Origin of the sequence: Marinicrinis lubricantis (genome assembly GCF_042658665.1) — a bacterium.
Classification (GTDB): domain Bacteria; phylum Bacillota; class Bacilli; order Paenibacillales; family KCTC-33676; genus Marinicrinis; species Marinicrinis lubricantis.
Genome location: NZ_JBHSQV010000031.1, coordinates 1 through 20797, shown reverse-complemented (window position 1 = coordinate 20797; position 20797 = coordinate 1). Strand labels below are relative to the sequence as shown.

General features: G+C 45.7%; 19 protein-coding genes. 10 read left to right on the top strand and 9 right to left on the bottom strand.

Annotated elements, in window-relative coordinates:
• The first annotated feature begins 22 nt into the window (after nt 1-22).
• A complete protein-coding gene (locus tag ACFPXP_RS04750; RefSeq protein WP_379892878.1) occupies nt 23-1177 on the top strand; it encodes a sn-glycerol-1-phosphate dehydrogenase in 1155 nt (384 codons plus the stop codon).
• Nucleotides 1178-1336: 159 nt separating this feature from the next.
• Nucleotides 1337-1831, top strand: a complete 495-nt coding sequence (locus tag ACFPXP_RS04745) for a flavin reductase family protein (protein WP_379892876.1) — start codon at nt 1337-1339, stop codon at nt 1829-1831.
• Between the two features lie 104 nt (nt 1832-1935).
• Here the strand turns inward: ACFPXP_RS04745 and ACFPXP_RS04740 are convergent, their stop codons facing one another.
• Nucleotides 1936-2886, bottom strand: a complete 951-nt coding sequence (locus ACFPXP_RS04740; protein ID WP_379892874.1) for an NAD-dependent epimerase/dehydratase family protein — start codon at nt 2884-2886, stop codon at nt 1936-1938.
• A 77-nt stretch (nt 2887-2963) separates the two neighbouring features.
• Nucleotides 2964-4298, bottom strand: a complete 1335-nt coding sequence (locus tag ACFPXP_RS04735; RefSeq protein WP_379892872.1) for a UDP-glucose dehydrogenase family protein — start codon at nt 4296-4298, stop codon at nt 2964-2966.
• Nucleotides 4299-4573: 275 nt separating this feature from the next.
• Between ACFPXP_RS04735 and ACFPXP_RS04730 the strand changes: the two genes are divergently transcribed.
• A complete protein-coding gene (locus tag ACFPXP_RS04730) occupies nt 4574-5014 on the top strand; it encodes a hypothetical protein (protein ID WP_379892870.1) in 441 nt (146 codons plus the stop codon).
• 151 nt (nt 5015-5165) lie between these two features.
• Here ACFPXP_RS04730 and ACFPXP_RS04725 read toward each other — a convergent pair whose 3' ends face one another.
• Genes ACFPXP_RS04725 through ACFPXP_RS04715 form a run of 3 tightly spaced genes read right to left on the bottom strand, consistent with a single transcriptional unit; the run spans nt 5166 to nt 9552 of the window.
• The gene (locus tag ACFPXP_RS04725; protein WP_379892868.1) at nt 5166-6308 is read right to left on the bottom strand and encodes a glycosyltransferase family 4 protein; all 1143 of its coding nucleotides are present in this window, start codon (nt 6306-6308) and stop codon (nt 5166-5168) included.
• Nucleotides 6309-6328: 20 nt separating this feature from the next.
• Nucleotides 6329-8173 carry a CotS family spore coat protein gene (locus tag ACFPXP_RS04720; protein ID WP_379892866.1) on the bottom strand — a complete coding sequence of 615 codons (1845 nt, stop codon included), beginning with the start codon at nt 8171-8173 and terminating at the stop codon, nt 6329-6331.
• 29 nt (nt 8174-8202) lie between these two features.
• Nucleotides 8203-9552 (bottom strand): glycosyltransferase, encoded by a 1350-nt coding sequence (locus ACFPXP_RS04715; protein ID WP_379892864.1) that lies wholly within the window; start codon nt 9550-9552, stop codon nt 8203-8205.
• A 243-nt stretch (nt 9553-9795) separates the two neighbouring features.
• Here ACFPXP_RS04715 and ACFPXP_RS04710 point away from each other — a divergent pair, with 243 nt between their 5' ends.
• The 4 genes from ACFPXP_RS04710 to sda all read left to right on the top strand — a co-directional run bounded on the left by ACFPXP_RS04710 (nt 9796) and on the right by sda (nt 13130).
• Nucleotides 9796-10779 (top strand): phosphotransferase, encoded by a 984-nt coding sequence (locus ACFPXP_RS04710; protein ID WP_379892862.1) that lies wholly within the window; start codon nt 9796-9798, stop codon nt 10777-10779.
• Between the two features lie 92 nt (nt 10780-10871).
• The gene (locus tag ACFPXP_RS04705; RefSeq protein ID WP_379892860.1) at nt 10872-11750 is read left to right on the top strand and encodes an NAD(P)-dependent oxidoreductase; all 879 of its coding nucleotides are present in this window, start codon (nt 10872-10874) and stop codon (nt 11748-11750) included.
• A gap of 133 nt (nt 11751-11883) precedes the next feature.
• Entirely contained in the window at nt 11884-12705 is an 822-nt protein-coding gene (locus tag ACFPXP_RS04700) for an SDR family oxidoreductase (RefSeq protein WP_379892858.1), read from the top strand.
• A gap of 221 nt (nt 12706-12926) precedes the next feature.
• Entirely contained in the window at nt 12927-13130 is a 204-nt protein-coding gene (sda, locus tag ACFPXP_RS04695; protein WP_379892856.1) for a sporulation histidine kinase inhibitor Sda, read from the top strand.
• A 16-nt stretch (nt 13131-13146) separates the two neighbouring features.
• Here sda and ACFPXP_RS04690 read toward each other — a convergent pair whose 3' ends face one another.
• Genes ACFPXP_RS04690 through ACFPXP_RS04680 form a run of 3 tightly spaced genes read right to left on the bottom strand, consistent with a single transcriptional unit; the run spans nt 13147 to nt 16063 of the window.
• Nucleotides 13147-14145 carry a glycosyltransferase gene (locus ACFPXP_RS04690; RefSeq protein WP_379892854.1) on the bottom strand — a complete coding sequence of 333 codons (999 nt, stop codon included), beginning with the start codon at nt 14143-14145 and terminating at the stop codon, nt 13147-13149.
• A 30-nt stretch (nt 14146-14175) separates the two neighbouring features.
• Nucleotides 14176-15057 (bottom strand): DUF4855 domain-containing protein, encoded by an 882-nt coding sequence (locus tag ACFPXP_RS04685; RefSeq protein ID WP_379892852.1) that lies wholly within the window; start codon nt 15055-15057, stop codon nt 14176-14178.
• A gap of 22 nt (nt 15058-15079) precedes the next feature.
• Nucleotides 15080-16063 (bottom strand): hypothetical protein, encoded by a 984-nt coding sequence (locus tag ACFPXP_RS04680; RefSeq protein WP_379892850.1) that lies wholly within the window; start codon nt 16061-16063, stop codon nt 15080-15082.
• Between the two features lie 161 nt (nt 16064-16224).
• Between ACFPXP_RS04680 and ACFPXP_RS04675 the strand changes: the two genes are divergently transcribed.
• Nucleotides 16225-17217, top strand: a complete 993-nt coding sequence (locus ACFPXP_RS04675) for a DUF4855 domain-containing protein (protein WP_379892848.1) — start codon at nt 16225-16227, stop codon at nt 17215-17217.
• 217 nt (nt 17218-17434) lie between these two features.
• Here the strand turns inward: ACFPXP_RS04675 and ACFPXP_RS04670 are convergent, their stop codons facing one another.
• Nucleotides 17435-18448 (bottom strand): DUF4855 domain-containing protein, encoded by a 1014-nt coding sequence (locus ACFPXP_RS04670; protein WP_379892846.1) that lies wholly within the window; start codon nt 18446-18448, stop codon nt 17435-17437.
• 161 nt (nt 18449-18609) lie between these two features.
• Between ACFPXP_RS04670 and ACFPXP_RS04665 the strand changes: the two genes are divergently transcribed.
• The gene (locus ACFPXP_RS04665; protein WP_379892844.1) at nt 18610-19593 is read left to right on the top strand and encodes a glycosyltransferase family 1 protein; all 984 of its coding nucleotides are present in this window, start codon (nt 18610-18612) and stop codon (nt 19591-19593) included.
• A 27-nt stretch (nt 19594-19620) separates the two neighbouring features.
• Nucleotides 19621-20649, top strand: coding sequence for a glycosyltransferase (locus tag ACFPXP_RS04660; protein WP_379892842.1), 1029 nt, complete (start codon nt 19621-19623; stop codon nt 20647-20649).
• The last annotated feature ends 148 nt before the right edge of the window (nt 20650-20797 follow it).

Here is a 20797-nt window from a genome sequence, read left to right as displayed (position 1 = left end):
GCAATGCAGGAGGAGCGGTACTATGAAATCGAAGATTGATCGTATGAATGGAGGTTCCTCTGTATGCCAGTGCGGACACCCCCATCATACTGTGGAGATGGAATGCGTCATTGGCAGGGGAGTGCTGGTTCAAGTTTCGACATATTTGAATGAAAATAATTATTCAAAGCCTCATATCATAGCGGATGACCATACATTCAAGGCGGCGGGTGAACGATTGAAGGAACAGCTTGAGGGACATGATATTCCATGCTCGGTTACTCGTTTAAAGCCCAATGCCGCAGGAGACGTGTTAGCGGATGGCGACTCAATCCTGCAGCTGTTATCCGAGCTGATTCCGGATGTTCAGCTTCTCATTGCAGTAGGTTCTGGAACGATTCATGATATCGTTCGGTTCGTCAGCTACAAGACCGGCATTCCGTTTATTTCGGTGCCTACCGCAGCATCTGTAGACGGATTTACTTCTGCAGGAGCACCGCTCATCATTCATCAGTTTAAGCAGACGATTCAAGCTGTTCCGCCGAAGGCGATTTTCGCGGATACCGAAATTTTGGTAAAGGCTCCAAAGGCGCTGACAGCCGCCGGATTTGGTGATATGCTCGGTAAATTCACTTCCCTTGCGGATTGGATCATTTCCAGGGAAATGGGACAAGAACCTTTTTGTCCTTTGGCATATGAATGGACTAAAGAAGCGCTGGATGCTTGTGTAGAGTATGCAGAAGAGATTGCTTCAGGCAGTGAAAAGGGCATTCAAATTTTAATGGAGAGCTTGATTCTGTCCGGGTTATCGATGCTGATGATCGATCATTCACGACCTGCATCGGGAGGGGAGCATCATATTTCTCATATGTGGGAAATGGATTTTATTTTGAACGGCAGAAAGCAGCTTTTGCACGGAGCGAAGGTCGGGGTGGCAACGATATTGTTAACGCCTTTATACCACAGACTGGCTTCGGAAAAGCCTGGGAGTGCCTTCGAGGTCTATGCATCTATACCGGAGGCGGAACAGATTGCCTCATGGATGCGAGCTGCAGGAGGACCTACGACACCAGAGGAGCTGGGAATTTCCGAGGAGCTGGTGACGGATGCGCTGCTTCGAGCTCCCGATATTCGCCAAAGATATACCGGATTAAAATATATTCGCGATCATATGCCAATCTGGTTGAAGAAGCGTTGAAGCAACCATTTTGACAAATATCATAAGGCAGCTGTTATCCGATTATACTGGAAACAGTTGCTTTTTGTTTCCGGTTCAAACATAATAAACATAACTATTTACTAAATATTGAAAAGAGATTGAAAATCCAAAGGAAATCAAACGAAAAGGTGTGATTGAATGAGTCATCAGCCAGCAGCCACAACATTTAAAGAAGTGATGGGAAATTACCCGACTGGCGTTACGGTTGTCACTACTGTAGGGGAAGGCCAAGTTCCGTTAGGATTAACGGTCAATTCCTTCGCCTCCGTATCATTGGATCCTCTGCTGATTTTATGGTCGATTGATAAAAAGGTTTCGTCCTATCCGGCTTTTGTGAATACGGATAAATTCGCTGTTCATGTATTGTCGAGTGATCAAGCAGACATCTGTTCATTATTCGCGAGCAAAGGCATTGATCGTTTTAAAAACTGCGAATGGGAGCTTTCACCGCATCAGCTTCCCATCATTTCAGGCGCAGCAGGGGTCATGCAGTGCAGAACGTTTAAAACGATGGATGCTGGGGATCATACCATCCTCATCGGCGAAGTAATCGATATCGTTAATCATCATAAAGCTCCGCTCTTATATCATCTTCGCAAATTCGGAGCCATTCCTAATGAATTTTATAGCTAGATCGATGTAATGTTAAAAAAGGTCAGGGACTGCTTCTATAAGATGAACTTCTTTCTTATAGGAAACAGTCCCTGTTTGTATGCATATATTGGAATATGAGCTAATTAATCAATAGGAAAGTCTGGCAGTAAATCACGAACCTCCATTCGAAGTCCTTCCTGCAGCGTTACTTTCGGTTCATAGTTCAGTAAAGCTCGAGCTTTAGAAATATCGGCCCACGTATGCTTTGGTTCTCCGCGTGTGTTACCCGTAAATTGCAGAACAGCCTGTATGCCGAAGATTTCCTCGAGAATCGAAATGCATTCCAATACGGTCGCCCGCTCTTTTCCGCCGATGTTGATCGTCTCTCCAATAATTCCATCCGCATGTGTGGCGGCAGCCACCGCATCGATACAGTCATCGATATAGGTAAAGTCTCGTGACTGCGTTCCGTCGCCGAAGACTGGAATAGGCGTTTGCTGAGCCATATGATGAATGAAGCGATTAAAGGCCATGTCAGGCCGTTGCCTCGGTCCATAGACGGTGAAGAAACGCAGTACGACCGCAGGAATATCATACGCTGCAGCATACACTCGGCAGAGATGCTCACCGGTTAATTTCGTAATGCCGTAAGGTGACAGTGGTTCCGTCAAAGCTGTTTCATCCACCCTGCCTGTTTTCTCTCCATATACAGAAGAGGTCGAAGCGTAAATAAACCGCTTCACGGGATACCTGCGGCAGCCTTCCAAAAGCTGCTGTGTCGCTTCAATATTGTGTGTAACGTAAGGCTTGAAATCCTTCCCCCAGCTCGATCGTACTCCCGGCATGCCGGCTAAATGATAAACGATATCGACCTTGGTCAAAAGCTGGCTCCAGTCGACTGTAAGCACATCTTGTTGAATCCACTGAAATCGAGGGTGATTCAGCACCCCATTCAGATTTCGTTCCCGAATATGCTGGGGGGTAGAGGAGGGGACTAAGGCATCTAAGCCATAGACCGTATGCCCCTCCCGCAGTAGCCGCTCGCATAAATGGGAGCCTATAAATCCTGCACATCCTGTAACCAATATATTCATATGCATTCTCCTTTTAGTGCTTAGAAGTAACGCCTTCATACCTCATTGATGATTCGTTGACTTCGGGCTTATTTGACTTATGGCAGAAGCTGCGAGCGTGATGTTAATTTATGGGTTTCATAGGGCTGGCCGATGCCGAAGTAATGAAATCCGGCAACTTCCATCTCTCTTCGGTTCAGCGCATTCTTTCCATCAAATAGAAAGGGATGCTTCATTAAGGAATGGATGCGAGACCAATCTGCATATTTGTAATGATTCCAATCCGTACATAATATGATGGCATCCGCCCCAGTAACGGCTTCATCGATCGAATCGCATTGCTCCACAGGGCTGGAACTGAGCTGTGCCGGAAGCTTGGCGACAGGATCATGTACTTTAACGGATGCACGTTTGCTGATGAGAGAGGAGATCATCGATAGAGAAGGAGACTCTCTTAAGTCGTCCGTATCAGGTTTGAATGAGAGACCGAATACCGCGACGTTCTTGTTTCTGAAACCGCCGACTATCTCTTCCCACTTGTCTAAATAAAAAGCATGCTGGGTATTGTTCACTTGAACGACTTGTTCCAGGATCGTTAACCTGTGCTGATGACCGCTTGCTGTATTTAAAAGTGCATTGATATCCTTTGGAAAGCAGGAACCTCCATATCCAATTCCAGCCTTGAGAAAATGTGCCCCAATTCGATGATCCATCCCCATTCCTTTGGCGACATCATCAATATGAATCTGCAGCGTATCACAGAGCCGGGCGAGTTCATTCATATACGATATTTTGGTTGCTAAAAAGGCATTTGACGCATATTTGATCATTTCAGCCGTTTTGGGTTCCGTGATAAGGATGGGAGCATTTATTGCATTGTAAATGGTCCGCATTTGACGAGCCGCACATTTATGATCGGTTCCAATCACAATGCGATCCGGATGCAGCGAATCGTAGAGCGCACTGCCTTCCCGCAAAAATTCGGGATTAGACACGACATCGAATGGTACGGCTGAAATTTGATGTGATGCAATCCATTCCGTTAATCGTCCATTCGTACCGATAGGAACGGTGCTTTTCACGACGATCAGCTTGTATTCCTGCATATAACGGGCGATGCTTTCGGCAGCACTGTGAATATATTTCAAATCGGGACTTCCGTCGTCCAAGGAAGGCGTCCCAACACATAAAAAAATGACCTGATTTTGTTTTATGGCGGATTTCACTGACGAAGTGACATGCAGTTGTCCACTATTCAAATGTTGAGACAATAAAGCATCCAAACCAGGCTCGAAGAAGGGAACGACCCCTTGCTTGAGTGAACTGATTTTACGTTCATCCACATCGTAGCCGGTGACGGTCCATCCCGATTCTGCCAGCATCAATGCGGTGGTAATTCCAACGTATCCCATACCCATCACAAGAATGTTCATCCTTCATTTTCCTCCATTCTGCTGTAGAATATAAAAAATTGGCACGAAGGTCATGATGAGCAAGCAGGGATGCATATGATGAATGAGTAAGTGCATTGTTAGGTTCGTGTCATTTACAATTTTTTATAATTTATGTGACTTCATGCGGTAAGGTAAAGGCATGAATCCCGTACAAAGGGAATTGTGCACTTTCATTACGATGGACCTTCACATAAATCCGCTGTTATAACGCGAATTATACCCATGCACTTATCAGTGATCAGAAATATGATACATTGTGGAGAAATGCAGATTACGTTGAAGAGCAGAAGGGAATGATGGAGTTGGACAAAGCGCAAGCGGTTCGTCAATGGGTAGAATCGAATCCGAATTTGATTGAAATTCAAGTGGAATACCAGGATGGGGAAACTCGCGATTTTTCAATTGAAGAGGATGAGGATGAGTCTGGAGCTGTCGTTAACCGTGCCGAAGCTCTACAAGCGATGCTGGGAGAAGTCGATTGGGATCAAGTCGTTCAAGTCGAAGGCGAATTGGTGGACGGAGACAAAATAGAATTAGATCTAGAAGATCCAGATGATGAAGACGAAGATGATGATGAAGATGATGAAGATGATGATGAAGATGAATCAGCCACGATATCTGTAGTTGATGACGAAGACGAAGATGATGAAGATGATGACGACGACGAAGACGAGGATGAGGACGAGGAAGATTAATTTGGATGAAGACTGCCTGCAGCGGTTTAACATCAGCCAAGGGGATGAATGAACGCCGGCAGTCGTTTTCTTATATTATAAATACAATACACCCTTGTCAGGATGATTGCATTCTTCCGACAAGGGTATTTATGATTTTGTAGCAAATGCCTCAGTTTCCAGCCCAAACGTCCAATATATTCGAAGCCACTCTTTCCCACGTGAAATTCGATTCTACAATGCGGCGTCCGTTTAATCCCATTTGACGGCTTTGCTCCATATTCGACAGCAGTTGGTTCAAGGCTCTTGCATATTCCGCCGGATCTTCCGGGTTCTTGACCAGCAGACCATTACTGCCGTTTACAATTTCCGGATTTCCTCCTCTCGCCGTCGTGACAAAGGGCAGCCCGGCGGCCATGGCTTCATAATGCACTCTAGCCAATGGTTCCTCCCAAAGGGAAGTACAAACAAATACATCACCGGCAAGATACCATTGATGTACTTCATGTGCTTGAACATACCCGGTTGTAATGACAGGGATGGGTGATCGTTCAGCTAATGCGCGAACATAAGCGATATAATCGCTGATTCGATTGTCACTATACCAAGCTCCGCCAACGATAACGAGTGCGGCATCGGAATGCTGCAGCTGGGACATCGCTTTAACAAGGACGTGAGGTCCTTTATTTCTCGATAGTCTGCCGACGAAAAGAATCACTTTTTTAGAGTCAAGGTTATTCGCTGCCCTGATCGTTTGGCGTGTTTGCCTTGCGTATTCCGATACTGTCCATGGAGCGAATAAATTCAAATCAACGCCGGAGTATATCGTTCGCAGCTTCGGTGCGGCCTGCGGATAATATTGAACAATGGTCTGACCGATGTAATTGCTGATCGTAACAATGCGTTCGGTCTGCTCCAAGAGAGCAGTTCCCTCCTGTTTGTGAAGCTTTTCAGGATGAAACATATCATTGTGCATGCTGAGAATAATGCGTGATTGCGGAGCCATTTGACGCACCGGCAGCACCAGCTTTGGACGGTTAAAAATATGAATGATGTCATAAACTTCACCGCAATTGTTTAAAAATTCAATGACACCCTGGGCATATATATCGAGCAATCCTTGCGATTCTCTACGGACATAACGTATGCCATTGACGGTTTCATCCTGCGGCAATTCGGGATCATCTCGACCTAAAATGGTAAGCCGATGATGTTTGGCCAACATGGAAGCGACACCGCCGATGTAAGTCTGGATGGCACCGCCTCTAATGTTGGGGACTGGCAATTTTTCTGTACAAATCATCAATACATTCACTTTACTTTCCCCTCCCTAAATTACGCTGACTTCAGCTTTTTTGCTATTTTCTTTTTCAAAGAAGAGGATAACGTTTGGTTGGATGCGGAGGCTCTGTTCACAGTCATTTGTTTTATTTTTTTTCGGTTCGGATCATATAAGGCTACTTTTCGCTGCTTCGAACTGTTGAGAAGATTTGCTTTCTTCGCTGCTGCTTTTTTCATTGAATGATTTTTCTTTTTCTGCTTGGTGATCGTCTTTTTCTTAACCTGTTTTAATTTACCTCCTGTTTTCGATGTCTTTGCGGTAGATGATTTGGACAGCTGCTTCTTTTTCGATTTTATTTTTTTCTTGCTGGAAGAAGCCTTTCTGGTTTTAGAAGACGAGGGTCGTCTCACCTTGATCTTCTTCGTTATTCGCGAAAGTGCTGGAGCGGGAGCGACGAGCGGTGGCACAGAAATAGGGATCTCCATGACAGGTGCAGGCTCTGACACTGTGGTTTCCGAGTAAACAGGAATCGCAGGAATTGGCGCGGGTTCTATGACGGGCAACGCTTCTGCTGCTGATTCAACATAAACTGGAGGCTCAGTGAATAGTGCGGGCTCAGCAGCGACAGGTTCAATAGCGGTAGGTTCAATAGCGACAGGTTCAACAGCTGCAGCAGGTTCAGTGATGACTGGCTGCGCTTCAGGTTGTACTGATAAAGGTGCTGGAGCGAATATGGATTCGTCCACCAGAACAGGAACGATGGTTGCTTCTTCTTCAGGATAATCTCCGGCTGGGTATTGGGTTAGATCCTTTTCCAATTCAGCTAGCGCCTGCCATTTACTCGCTTCGGTCGTTAGTACGCGCTGTATAATGGATTGAAGCTCGAGCGGTATGAATTCTGCAGGATGAAATAGAACCTCTTTCACATGTTTATAGAATTCGTTTGGAAATGCCATGTCAATCCACAGCAGATCGAATGTCTCTTGATCTAGCGGATTGGCCTGATGATAAGCATCAATCATACCGCGGATCCAAGTCAGATCCCAATTCCCCATATCATCCATGGTGCTGGTAATCAATTTGCGAAGATCGCGGATTGGAAAATCGTAGGCGACCCCATCGAGGTCGATAATCCAAATTCCGCCCGGCCCCATTTGACCGTTCGACCAACCATAATCTTGATGTACGAGGCCCCAATATGCATCGCCTTTGGCTGCCATACGCTTATAAGCAGATTGATGGAAGCGTTCAAGATATTGCTTTGCTTGAAGCTCAAAATCGTCTACGACAGACAGAAGCAGTTGGCTTCCCTCAAGCTCTCCGTAAGCTCTGGCGATGTCACGGAACCACCCGATCTTTTGGACAATCTTTTCGTAATACTTCGGCCATCTGTACAGCCTGGATGAAACGGCAGCTCCGAAAGGGGGGATGTAGCCTTTGGAAAGCTTATGAAATTCCCCCAGACCGTAGCAGAGAGCAGAAGCTCCTTCTAGATCAATTTTGGAAGCGGGTGCAAGCTCGATCCAATTGGTCACGATCCACAGCTTTCCGCCGGCTTCCGTACAATTATCGCCTTGCTTGTTGCGAATTAATGCCGGTACTCTCGCTCCTTTCTGCACCAGATATTCTTGTGCTCCCACACTGAACAAGCTCCGCTGCGGCGTTCGATGAAGAACCTTCAAGCTTCTAGGGCCTTTATCGGTGTTGATTTTCCATATTGCGCCGCCTTTATCAGGCTTGGAGGTGATCAGTGTCATGTCGTGGACTTGCATGTCATACTGCTGGATCACCTGCTGAGCAACAGCCTCGACTTCTGGCGGTACATATTGCTCCAAAACTGTATCTGCAGGCATAGCAGCAATGAGGTGATCCCACGGTACTATTTGATAACCTTCCACATTGTTCCCTCCATATCATCCAAAATGGTTTATCCATTCATAGAGACGGCAATGGGCTCTATTTCGGGTGTCTTATAGATTAAAGAGCGATAAAGATCATTGATTTTTTTCGTGATCGGCGTAATGTGAAAATGATTCGCAACCCATTGTTTGTTTCTTTGGACGAGGTGCATTCGATCTTTATCGTTCATCGAAAGCGCCTCTTGTATCTGATTCGAGATCCGTCCTACAGACCACATCTGTTTCGCGCCATGATCACCGAACCAGTTATTCCACGCTTCGCTGTATACTTCTGGACGAACGATTCCGACCTCCCCTTTGCTTCCGACCGCGATGAATGGACTGCCGCACGACATGGCTTCCAGTGCAATTCTTCCGGTTCCAATGACGACATCGCTGGCATGGTAATACGAATGAATGTTCAAAACCTCCCCGCAGTACACAATGGAGTTCGATTTAAATGCGTGATGTATTTCCTCGATTTGCCGTTCAATGTCACTTTGCCTCAGACCGCCGCCGGCAATCATGAGATACACGTTGCGGGTCGGAACCAAATTCATTTCACATACGGCACGTAAAATATCTGAACAAATCTCCGCTTTTTCCCATGTCAATCGGCCTGCATACATGACGACTTTGGCTCCGATAGGAAGCCCTAGCCTTTCCCGTGTGTATTCTTTGTAAGTGATGGAAGGAATGCCTTGGTCATGGATGTGAATGCCGTTAGGAATGAGAAGGGAGGGAATTCCCTTTTTCGCCAGCAGATTGTGGACTGCTGGACTGACGCTGATCAGACTTGCGCCGCCATGAAGCTTTCGCAGAAAAGGTTCCTCATAATATGTTCCGTGAACGGTAAAGACGAAAGGAACATTCATTTCTGCTGCGGCTTGAAGAGCAATTTGGCCGGAAGGAACCTGATGCCCGTGCACAAGATCAATGCGTTCAGAGACGATGATCGATTTGAGAAGTTCTAGATGCTTTCTCCAGCTGGATTGATCCAATTCAAAATGATCGAGGACGAAATCGATCTCATAGCACGGACATCCGAGACCAACAAATGAATCCAGTATTCTGCCTTTTTTACCGGCTACAACGACGGACGTTCCTTGCCGAAGCAGCTCTTTGGTTAGTGAGAGGATGTACGTTTCCGTTCCACCGACGTTGAATTGATCCATGACCATTAATATGCGCGGCGAAGCGGTACGTGTTTCGGGAATAGGGGCAGCCTTTGCGGTTTCTGCTTTAGGCGGCGAAGCATTGAGGAGAGGCGGCTTGCCAATCAATGACGTGCGGCTGCTGTTTTCGGGTCGGCTCGGATGGGCTGCCCTTTTACCGCGATGTGCTGTTTTCATTTTTTGTACACTTTTTTTCCGAGACACGGATGCACCTCCTTTGGTCGCGGCATAGGAATGGTTTACTCATATGCATATGTCATTTAGCCGTTTGCCGATATGTACAGGAGTGGAATTTGTAAAAATCCCTAGAAAATAAGCCATTATCCCAATTTTTCGTCTGCCTCTCGGAATATAGTGGCTTAGGCAGCTGTTTTCTGTAAAAGTCAGGATATGAGATCGTCAACACTTGAATGGGCGAAGTAAGTCTTGAATCGGGAGGAGATACGATTGAAGGCGCTGGATCACAATATGCTTGCTAGGTATGTTTGCCGATATTTTCATTTGGGGGAGTGGAGGGAAACTAAAGGATCTGTCGGCGGCTCCTTTAATCGAAATTTGAAAATTCAATCGAGTCAAAATCACTATATTGTGCGGATATTAAATAAGACCAATACGGCAGAACATCTAAAATATGTTCAGCGCATATTGCTGACGTTGTCCCAGCAAGGCGTGCCAGCCATCGTGCCGGAGACCGCACCAAGTGGAGAACCCTTCGTCTATTATCAGGGGGAGTTAGTGCAGGTGACTCCTTATTGCAGTGCGGAGACATTTTTGTGCAAGCAGAATCAAGTGTACTCGAGTGGATCGATGCTGAGGTCGTTCCATCAAGCGTTAGTGGATGAAGAACCCGGTCCTATGCCTGGCTGGTCGTTTTTTCGCCCGGAGTCGTATTATGAGGATGCGATCCGTCGTTTGCAAAGCTTGTTTACGATTTCCGATTCTGAGCTGTCAGCCATTGAACGCTATCTGGAACGAATATGGCGCAGCTGGAATGATTCGGCTCCGGATTTGCCTGAGACGATATTACATGGTGATTGGCATTTCTGGAATCAGCTGTACGAAGGCAGGATGGTACGTTATATTCTCGATTTCGACTTTGTACAGCACGGAAAACGGATTTTGGATGTGGCTTATACGATGTGGGTCATCTATATGCTGCTCCCTGAGCACTCAGCTAGCTTTGATCATGCTTTTCTAAAAGGATACGGTCCCTTAACAGACGCAGAAGCGGATATGCTGCCAACGGCGATTGCGATCATCGCCTTGTTCTTTTTATGTCAAGCCGCACATGCTGCCAATCCGCAGGCCAAGTGGAAAAGTCAATATGTGAAGCAAGAACCGCTTGTGCGATGGCTGATGGCGGAAGGAGGCCGAAAAATAACACAAATGGCGAAAAACATTGCCCGCCGAACATCTCGCATATCGTCATGAACGGGAAAAACGACTGCTTTGAATAGACTTCGACTGCTGTTTTTCTTACAATAAGAAGAAAACATGAACGAAAGGGCTGAAGGCGTATGATCATGAAGGAGCATCCAAAGATCGGTATGATTGGCACAGGCGTCATGGGGCAGAGTATGGCTGGACATCTGTTAAGTGCGGGCTACACCGTGCATGTATACAACCGGACAAAGCAAAAGGCCGAGCCGCTTTTAGAGAAGGGGGCTGTATGGTTCGATCAGCCTGGAAAGCTGGCGGAGCAGTCCGATATAGTGATTACGATGGTCGGCTTTCCACAGGACGTGGAAAGCTTGTACTTGGATTCTGACGGCATTTTGGCACATGCTAAGCCCGGAAGTATTGTGATCGATATGACGACGTCAAGTCCACAGCTGGCGCAAACCATTTTCGAACACGCGGAACAAAAGCAAATTTACGCGCTGGATGCACCGGTCTCCGGCGGTGACGTCGGTGCGCGGGAAGCTAGGCTGTCGATTATGGTTGGCGGGGAACGGAATGTCTTCGAGGCGGCGCTGCCCATTTTTCAGAAAATGGGACGAAATATTGTGTATCAAGGGAAGGCTGGTGCCGGGCAATATACCAAACTAAGCAATCAGATTGCGGTGGCTTCGACGATGATCGCTGTAGCTGAAGCGCTGGTATTCGCAGAAAAAGCCGGTCTCGATCCATTCGAGGTGCTGAGAAGTATTGAGAGCGGGGCTGCTGGCAGCTGGACGATGTCCAATCTAGGACCAAGGATGTTGAAAGGCGACTTTGCTCCCGGATTTTATGTAAAGCATTTCTTGAAGGATTTAAAAATCGCGATAGAAGCGGCGGAGCAGCTAGGCATTCAGCTGGAGGGCCTGCGTCTTGCCAAAAGGCTGTATGATCAATTAAGTGCGCAAGGGGAGTCCGACCGCGGAACGCAAGTGCTGTACCAGCTCTTGAAGCAGCAGGGCTGAACTTCGGCGAGTTATGGCGGTTCGGGAGGAGTCAAGCAGCCATCTGTTAATGATAAAGTACATAAATGTTGTATGCTGGAGGAACAATGGGGAGGAAAACGATGCATCCTTGTGAAGGAGGAACGATTCCACCATGGTGACCTCAACGTTAGAACACAATGTAAAGCAAAATCCGCAAATTGAGCTGAAGGACCAAGTGGCCTTTGTCACCGGAGCTGGCTCCGGTATCGGCAGAGCGGCAGCTATAAGACTTGCTCAGGCGGGAGCGAAGGTCGCTTTAGTAGACCTAAAGGAAGGCCGCGCCGAAGAGGTGAAGAAGCAGATCCAAGATTTTGACGGAGAGGCGATCGTATGCGATACCGATTTGTCCAATGTAAATCGGGTAGAGGAAGCCATTCAGCAGACGGCGAAACAGTGGGGACGAATCGACATTGTTTTCGCTAATGCAGGTATTAACGGAACGGTCGCACCGATTGAGGATCTCACTTTAGAGCAGTGGGAACATACGCTGTCGACGAACTTAACAGGAACGTTCTTGACTCTGAAATGTGCGCTTCCTTACATGAAGCAGCAGGGCGGGAGCGTCATCTTCACCAGCTCCATTAACGGCAACCGTAAATATTCCGGATTTGGAATGTCTGCCTATAGCGTCTCCAAGGCGGGTCAAGTCGCACTCATGAAGATGGCGGCATTGGAGCTGGCTCGATATCGCATCCGTGTCAATGCGATTTGTCCAGGCGCGATCCAAACCCATATCGGTGAGAACACATTCAAATCCCCTGAATTGGATAAAATTAAAATCCCGGTGAAATATCCGGAAGGCAGTCAACCGCTGGAGCACGGGCCAGGCAGCCCGGAGCAGGTTGCTGATTTAGTCGCATTTCTTGCATCCCCGCTGTCCTCGCATATTACGGGAACCGAGATCTATATCGATGGGGCGGAATCCTTGTTGTAGGTCTCACGCCGCAAACATGCACGATAAAAAACCTCAGGCCGAGTCGGCCTGAGGTTTTTTATGAACAGATGATGGCGAAAAAATGCGAAATTCGTAAAATAAAAGGACAAATATCATTGAAATATATCGAATATTTTAATAAACTGAAAATAATTAGTAATTTATCGACAATAGTCCTAGTTCCTATGATCTTGTTTCAATAAAGAAAAGGAGTGAAGAGGATGAGTTCCTCTATGCTGAAGCTGAATGATCAATTGTTGATTGAAACTTACGAGTTGGCCGTCCAAGTGAAGTGTGAGAAGGCGTTTATTCAATTGCTGCTCGATGAAATAAAGCGGCGGGGAATAGCACTTCATCCTTCGTTTAAGTGGTCCGAGTCGGATGAAGTTCGTGAACATCAAATAGAGTATCGCGCGTCTCGTTAACCCAGTCTTAAACTATTTACTGGTCCAGAAGTTCGCGATAAATCTTTAGAAGCTTCGGAATCACCGCGCGGCGGTCGTGAACCTTCTCCACATATTTTCTTCCCATTTTCCCCATCCTTTTCCGCAATGGCTCTTCAGTCAGCAGCAGTTTTAGCTTGTAATACAACTGCTCCGGATGGGCTGAGGCGACCGGAATCGGGATTTCCGAACGCTTCTCTATATCCGGACGAATATAACAAATGACAGGCTTCCCTAAGGCCATTGCCTCTACACTCACATTGCCATAGGCTCCGCATAAAATCTGGTCAATAACAATATCCGCTTCATGAAAGCAGTCTATAATTTCCTGACGGCTCATCTGCTCCAGCAAACGAAACTGAAACGGAATTTCCTTTTGCAGCATTTCGACAGCAGCGATGATTTGGCTGGTTCCTTTAAAGCGTCTGCTCGTGGGTGCATGGACGACGAGCAAATCCTTTTTCTTTGAACGCCATTTACGAATTGGTTTCACACGACTTGTATCAATAATTCTTGGGAGAATATAGACTTTTTCATAATAATCTGAAACGTAATCATATAACTCAAGGTCTTGTACGATTGCGGTGGATATATGTTTTGAGAAGAATTGCAGATTCTGAATGATCTTTTCGGTTGGCTGAGAATCTCCCGTATATACGTACGGGTTCATTTTTAACGCTTGCTCCGGAATACGAACATCATTGCCCCGATGATGCATGATGACTTTTTTGCCTGCATCAAGGACGTGTAAAATATCCGTCTTGTCTTCGAAGATCGTATATCCCGTATGATAATGAAAAATATCAAAATGATGAATCAGCAGTTCCATATGAGAAGCCATTTCATAGGAATCGATTTGAACTAATTTTTTATCATAGCCAAGGTAGTGGGTCGGCCGCCAATTGAAGCCGATGGCAGTCTCACCGTAGTCGTTAATCCCTCTGCAAAGCTCGCTGACCTGATTCCCTACTTCCAGCGGCAAATGCAATACTTTCATAGGCTCACTTCCTCTCTGATGTTTTGCTCCTCATTTCATGAAGCGGAGGATGTTCCCCATGATTGGCAATACCGACATCATTTCCTGTGGCTTAAGATAGAAGCATCGGTGAATAATCGGACCTGCACCGCCGGACCGGATATAATGTGTAATCCATTCTTTGTAAGTTTCTATATGCCCAGCACGGAATCGTTTTCCGATCCCATAAACCATTTGCAGACCGAACTGATGGACTAAAGCGGATTTGCATGCATTTCTTACCCAATCTTTGGTGATGGGTCCAGAGCCCGTATAATTCGAAAATAGCGCAGCCTCATCGAATCCAAGCCCGCTCCATTCTTGTACCCGGGCTCCGCTGTAATTGGGCAACCATAATGACCGAAGCTGCATCGAATGAATAACGTCGTTGATACCTTGGACGACAGGAATATCATTTTCATGGACAGATTCCCGCCCCCATATAAATCCCGACAATTGTAAAGATGTTGCTGCAGGCGATGAAGCAAAGCGCGAAGTGAATTCTTCAATCCAAACTTTGACGGCATCAATGCGTTCTTTTGTATCTATATACATCCAATACACTGGATAAGGGAGCATGATCCATACTCGGAAAGGTTCAGGTTGAAGTTGCGACAAACGCCCTAACGAATCCAGCCAGCGGTCGTTTCCTAGAAGTTCATCGGTCCACTCCGCCCAATCGGCGGGATGAGCAGGTGTTAAGCTGGCACCTAAGCCGCATATATATTTTCCGGATCGTAATTGTACGGGTTTCAGTAAAAATTCTGTAAACAGCGACTTGCTTTCCGAGGGGGCAGGATATGTCGTGAAAGGAGATAATTGCTCTACCGGCCATTGCATTTCGACTTTTCTAACGGGACAGAAGGGACCTTCGAGAATCAAAATATTCCTCAACGGCTTCAACCCCCTTGAGATCTTATAATTTTGAATAGATTTGGACTAGCTGACGGGCAATCATTTCAGCATCATGAACCTTCTTCACGTATGCTCTGCTTTTCTTGCCGATTTTCCGCAGCTGTTCCGGCTGTTTCAGTAAATCGGACAAAACCTCCTTCATGTTGTCTGGGTTGGCATTTACGATGGGAGGCGCGACCGGATTGTGTTTCAATACATCATCCCGAATATAGGCAACGACGACTTTCCCCATAGACATGGCCTCGACACTTAGCATTCCATACGATCCGCATAGAATTTGATCGACAATAATATCCGCAGAAGCATAGGCTTGCAGTGCTTCGGCATGACTCATTTTCTCCACACGGATATATTCGAAACGATATTGTTTTTTTAAATCATTGATAGCTTTCTCTACAAATTCACTACCCTTAAAGGCTTGATTCGTCGGGGCGTGAATGATTTTAGGTATTCTCACCTTTTCTTCCGGAAAGCGAACCGGGAAGCGTTCGACATGACAAGCCAAGGGCAATACGTGTACTTGGGCGTAATAATCTTTCACATACGGAAACGTTTCATAATCCTGGACAATGGCATGTTCAATATATTTAGACAAGTATAATAATCGTTCGTGAATCTGTTCATCGGTTAAATAGCTGGGGGGCAGCGGATAAGGGTTCAATTTGGATACCATGGCTGCCTTTCGCACGTCGTTTCCCCAATGATGCATAATCATTTTTTTGCCGGCCTGATGAATTAAAGGGAGATCTTTATTTTGGAGGTAGAGCGAATTTCCGTTATGGAAATGAAAAATGTCACAATATTGGAGGAGCGGGTCCAGCATTTTGGCTAATTCATATGCGTCGGTTTTGACGAGCTGATCACCAAAGTTAAGATAATTATGAAACCAGTTGTATCCGTTAGCAGTCACTTCGAGTTTTTTTAAGCTTTGGCATAAAATTTCCATTTGCCCAGCAATTTCGGTTGGTGCATGTATGATTTTCAATTCCAGCCCTCCATGGGTTCATTTTCAGTTGCTGATAGCTTATCTTATTCACGGCCAGAACCGATGGACAGCATTTATGATGAAAATGGTTGATTGTATCAGGAGTTCTAAGGATGGATGTCATATGATAGGGGGTGAGGAATGAAAGGAGGGGAAAGGCTTTGAGCGCCTTGCCATATGGTTATTTTAAGCCTGAGGAAGCTGGTGTGCAGAACCACATTGCTGTGATCCGCTGCGGTGGTTTAAATTCAAGCGATCGCATTCTATGGAGTAAGGAGCAACTGGCGCCTTATACAGCTTACCGATTGGACGGAAAAGCGATAGATCGCATGTTCGGCGGATATATATTTTACGGCATTCGAACCACCCTCAATGAGAGAATGCTGCATCCCATGTTTATCGGGTTTAAGAGACCGTCAAGGAGGAGGCATTGGAGACAGTGGATTGAGGATCTGTTTACGCCGGGTTATAATTTACAGGCCTTGTCGGAGCTAACGGACTTTATCATACCGGACGTCTGGATTTCACTTCCCTATCCGCATCCGATGAAGACACAGTTTGGTGCTGTACATCAGCGCGATCTCAATTTTCAAAAGGACGAAGATCGGTTGGAGGCACTGGACTGGTGGATTGAACAGTTTATGAAAAGGTGGAGCAGAGAGCGATCACTGTATTCTCGCTTGCATTTGAGAGGTTTTCTTTGGCCGAAGGAAGCGGTTCTTGTAAAGGAAGAATCGTTTGTAAGCCAGGTAAATACGATGATCCATAATCGATATGGGCAGAAAACGATGTGGCTCCCTAATTACGGTTCGTACGGAGTTATGGATTGGAACAGCAAAGGCTTTGATGTCGCTGCGATCAATAGCAATTATTACGGCCATAACAGCTATGGCGTAGATTGGATCACGAATGCGAGCCATTTTGCTAAAGCGTATCATATGGGCATGCAGGTGAACATCGGGAGAGGCTATGCTTTTAGCGATGATCATGTACAGCACTATTTCAGCTTAGGTTTGGATAACAAATTGAAGTATATGAAGGAATCGCTGATGGTGTACCAGTTTCATAACGAAACAGTGGATCAAATGATGGTGAATGACATGGAGCGTTATATACAGCTATACACCTTCATCAAAGGGATTTATACGGGGTAGAGAAAACGAAGCAAGCATCTCAATGCATTTTGAAACTGAGTTTCGAGCATTTATTCGTTTAAATAATGAAAATTGATCGAAAAAAGAGCGAAGTCATTGTGTGTATGATACCACGTGATTTCGCTCTTTTTTCAATCTTGTTATCGACTTAATCTAAAAGAAGTGTCTTCGTTCCCGGCAGGTTTGATTCAATCTGATTAAATCAATGGCACACTATTCAATAAGTGATGCCTGGATAATTGACTTTTGCATAAATGCCTTTGATAAAACTATAAATGCGGATATAGTCCACGAATCGCTGTTCATAAATGGTTCTCACCGTTTGATTCGGAAATTGGTAAGCAATCAGGGTTTTCGTCATATATCTTTTGTACTCAGGCAGACCGAAATTAAGGTAGTCCAATAAATGCACATCGTTGTAAACAAATCCTTTTCCGAAAATAACTTGCATGCCGGTATGATAAATTTGGGCGAAGTCGCTCGTATGCTGAATCCATTCCATGCCATAAGGAGTGTTGCCATAGTAATTGGGATTGACTAACGTCACATCAAAGCCTAAAGTGCTGGAGTCCACAATACCGTATGTCCCATAATTGGGCAGCCAAAGGGAGTGAGCTCCTTTTTCCTTGACGTACGCATTATATCGCTTAGCCAGCCCCGTGTCACCCTCGTCTACAGATTCCCTTGCCCATAAAAAGCCGCGGAAGTTTAAATGGCTCAATACAGGTTGCTCAGCATTCCACCGCTGCATAAAGAGATCAATCCACCATTTCACGGCTTGAAAACGATCCTCTTCATCTCGAAAATCGAGCATCTTGCCATTCACTACGCCAAATTGCTCCTGGAAGTGGTGCGGGTAAGGAACGGATACCCAAACATCTAACGGTCGATTGGCAAGCGATTGCAGGGCGTGCAGATTTTCTCCTCCGCGAAACAGGGTGTTGATCCATTCTTTCCAATCTTCCATATCCGGCAATTCCCCGAAGCCCATATACAGAGGGTACAGATATCGATCTTTGCGGCAGCTGATCGCGTTAAACACGAATCCGCCGAACATTCTGTCAACCCTTTTGCCCTCGAGAAGATACCATACAGCAGGCTCTAACTCTTTTTCGGTCCATTTGACATCATCTTTTTCGGAAAGTCCGCCACAAGGGAGAACGCATAGATGATTATGGATGTTCAACTTGTCAGGTGAGAGATAGCATAAAGATTCATCGGTTTCTGGCATCGGGTTACCCACGCCTTTCTCATTAAATTACATTCTTAAACAGCATATGAGCAAGCGTTATATTTCGTTTATAGTGAAACAACCATTTTTACCGCATGGCGAACCAGTCAGTCAAGCATGAATAAACTGATAAGGAGAATTTATGACAGGGGGAATCATGCTTGAGAATTGTACATCTGCCTACAGAATTAGCCGGACAAATGAATGCATTATGTACCGGACTTCGTCAAGCAGGCATGAGCGTAAACGGATATAACTGGTTCCGGAACAACATTAAATATAAGGGGAAAATTGTGCATACGGATGGATACGAGATTGCAAAAATCATAGATCCCCTCGTCAATAATTGTGATATTTTTCATTTTCACAATGGAAATTCGGCGTTGATGGAATACAGGGATCTGCCTCATATTAAAAACGCAGGTAAAAAAATGGTGATGCATCATTGGGGTTCGGATGTTCGCGCACAAAAGTGGGTTAAGCAGCTCAATCCATACCCTCTCCCGCCAAGCTATTTAAAGGACGAACAAATGCACGAACGTTTATTAATCACTTCATCCTACATCGATCATGCCATCGTGCAGGATTATGAAATGGTCCCTTATGTCCAAGATTACTATAAACATGTTCATGTTCTCCCATTAGCCTGCGTCGTCGATCGATTTATACCCGTTTATCCTGATCCGGCCAATCAAGTTCCTGTTATTGTTCATGCGCCGACGAATCGAAAAATTAAAGGAACCGAGCATGTGGAACGGGCCATCGATGAGTTGAAAGCCAAGCATTCGTTTGTGTTTCGACTTGTCGAGAAGCAGACGAACGAGGAAGCGCTCAAAACTTATTCCAGTGCTGATATTGTAGTAGATCAAATGTTAATAGGAACATACGGAGCATTAAGTGTGGAAGCCATGTCTTTAGGAAAAGTCGTGGTTGCATTTATCCGTGACGATGTGAGGAGAAAATTACCGCCTGAATTTCCTATTGTAGGGGCTACGCCGGAGACACTCCGTGATGTGCTTTCTGAATTAATCCAAAATCCTGCAAAGCGTCATGAAATCGGGATGGCCAGCCGAAAATTCGCGGAAAATTACCATTCCGTAGGTGTAGTCACGAAACGCCTGCTTCAAATTTATAACCAATTATAGGTGGACAAAGAGAGGTGCGGCTTCGCTTTGGAAAAATCCAAATATAAGATTATTCATGTTCCGTTGGAGATTGCAGGACAAGTTGGGATGATATGTGACTTTACCAAAAAGGCCGGTCATCATGCTGCGGGGTACAATTATTTTCCGAACACGCTAAAATATAATCGAATCTATGAAGTGAGCGGGGTAGAGCAAGTCAAAATATTGGAGCCGGCAACGAAGGTTTTCGATCTTTTCCATTTTCATAATGGATATACGATTCTTCCGGGATTTAAAGATGTAGAAATGATCCGGGACGCAGGAAAAAAGATGATCATGCATCATCGCGGGAACGACGTTAGGTCAAGGAAACGCTCGGCAAGGTGGAACGGATATGATAATCCTTATGTGTATGCGGAAGGGTCGCATCCGGATGCGGATATCGATCGGAATTTGCGTTTTTTCGCAAAGCATATGGACGCTGCGATTGTTCAAGATTTTGAGTTGTATCACTATGTTATTGATTACTATGCAGCGGAAGGGAAATCCGTATATATGCTTCCAAGGCTGATTGATCCGGCAAAGACCATTCCGAGTTATCCTTCTGTCCATAATAAAAGACCGCTTATCGTCCATGCACCGACGAATCGTTTGTTCAAAGGATCGGATATTGTCATTAAAGTTGTAGAGCAATTAAAAAAGGAAATTCCGCTGGACTTTAAGCTGATAGAGGGAATGAGCCACGCGGAGGCGCTGCGATTATATCAGGAAGCAGATATTATCATTGATCAGATCCTTTGCGGTGCATACGGGAATTTGAGCGTGGAAGGGATGGCATTAGGGAAGGCAGTCATCTGCTATGTGAGACCGGATATTGTCGCGACGCTGCCTTCCAATTTCCCCGTTGTTTCAGCGAATCCGGATACGCTGTATGACAGGTTAAAGGAATTGGCACTCGATTCAGAGCGCAGGCATACGCTCGGGAGGATGGGCAGAACCTTCATTGAGCAGTATCACGACGGGGACAAAATCATTCCAAAGCTGCTTGCGATCTATGGTCATATATTACAAAAATAAGCAGCCTTAGGCTGCTTATTCTATTATGGCTTTAGCCAGTTGAGTGCGTGAAACGCGCGAAACAGAAAACCACCCGCTATGCGGGTGGAGGGTTCTAGGGTTTGACCAACAAGACCATTCCGATAAAATTGAGATGTTCAGGCTCAAT

Bases quoted from the DNA above. Each gene is read 5' to 3' on its own strand.
- ACFPXP_RS04750 (WP_379892878.1), top strand. From the start codon at position 23: ATGAAATCGAAGATTGATCGTATGAATGGAGGTTCCTCTGTATGCCAG.
- ACFPXP_RS04745 (WP_379892876.1), top strand. From the start codon at position 1,337: ATGAGTCATCAGCCAGCAGCCACAACATTTAAAGAAGTGATGGGAAAT.
- ACFPXP_RS04740 (WP_379892874.1), bottom strand. From the start codon at position 2,886: ATGAATATATTGGTTACAGGATGTGCAGGATTTATAGGCTCCCATTTA.
- ACFPXP_RS04735 (WP_379892872.1), bottom strand. From the start codon at position 4,298: ATGAACATTCTTGTGATGGGTATGGGATACGTTGGAATTACCACCGCA.
- ACFPXP_RS04705 (WP_379892860.1), top strand. From the start codon at position 10,872: ATGAAGGAGCATCCAAAGATCGGTATGATTGGCACAGGCGTCATGGGG.
- ACFPXP_RS04700 (WP_379892858.1), top strand. From the start codon at position 11,884: ATGGTGACCTCAACGTTAGAACACAATGTAAAGCAAAATCCGCAAATT.
- sda (WP_379892856.1), top strand. From the start codon at position 12,927: ATGAGTTCCTCTATGCTGAAGCTGAATGATCAATTGTTGATTGAAACT.
- ACFPXP_RS04690 (WP_379892854.1), bottom strand. From the start codon at position 14,145: ATGAAAGTATTGCATTTGCCGCTGGAAGTAGGGAATCAGGTCAGCGAG.
- ACFPXP_RS04670 (WP_379892846.1), bottom strand. From the start codon at position 18,448: ATGCCAGAAACCGATGAATCTTTATGCTATCTCTCACCTGACAAGTTG.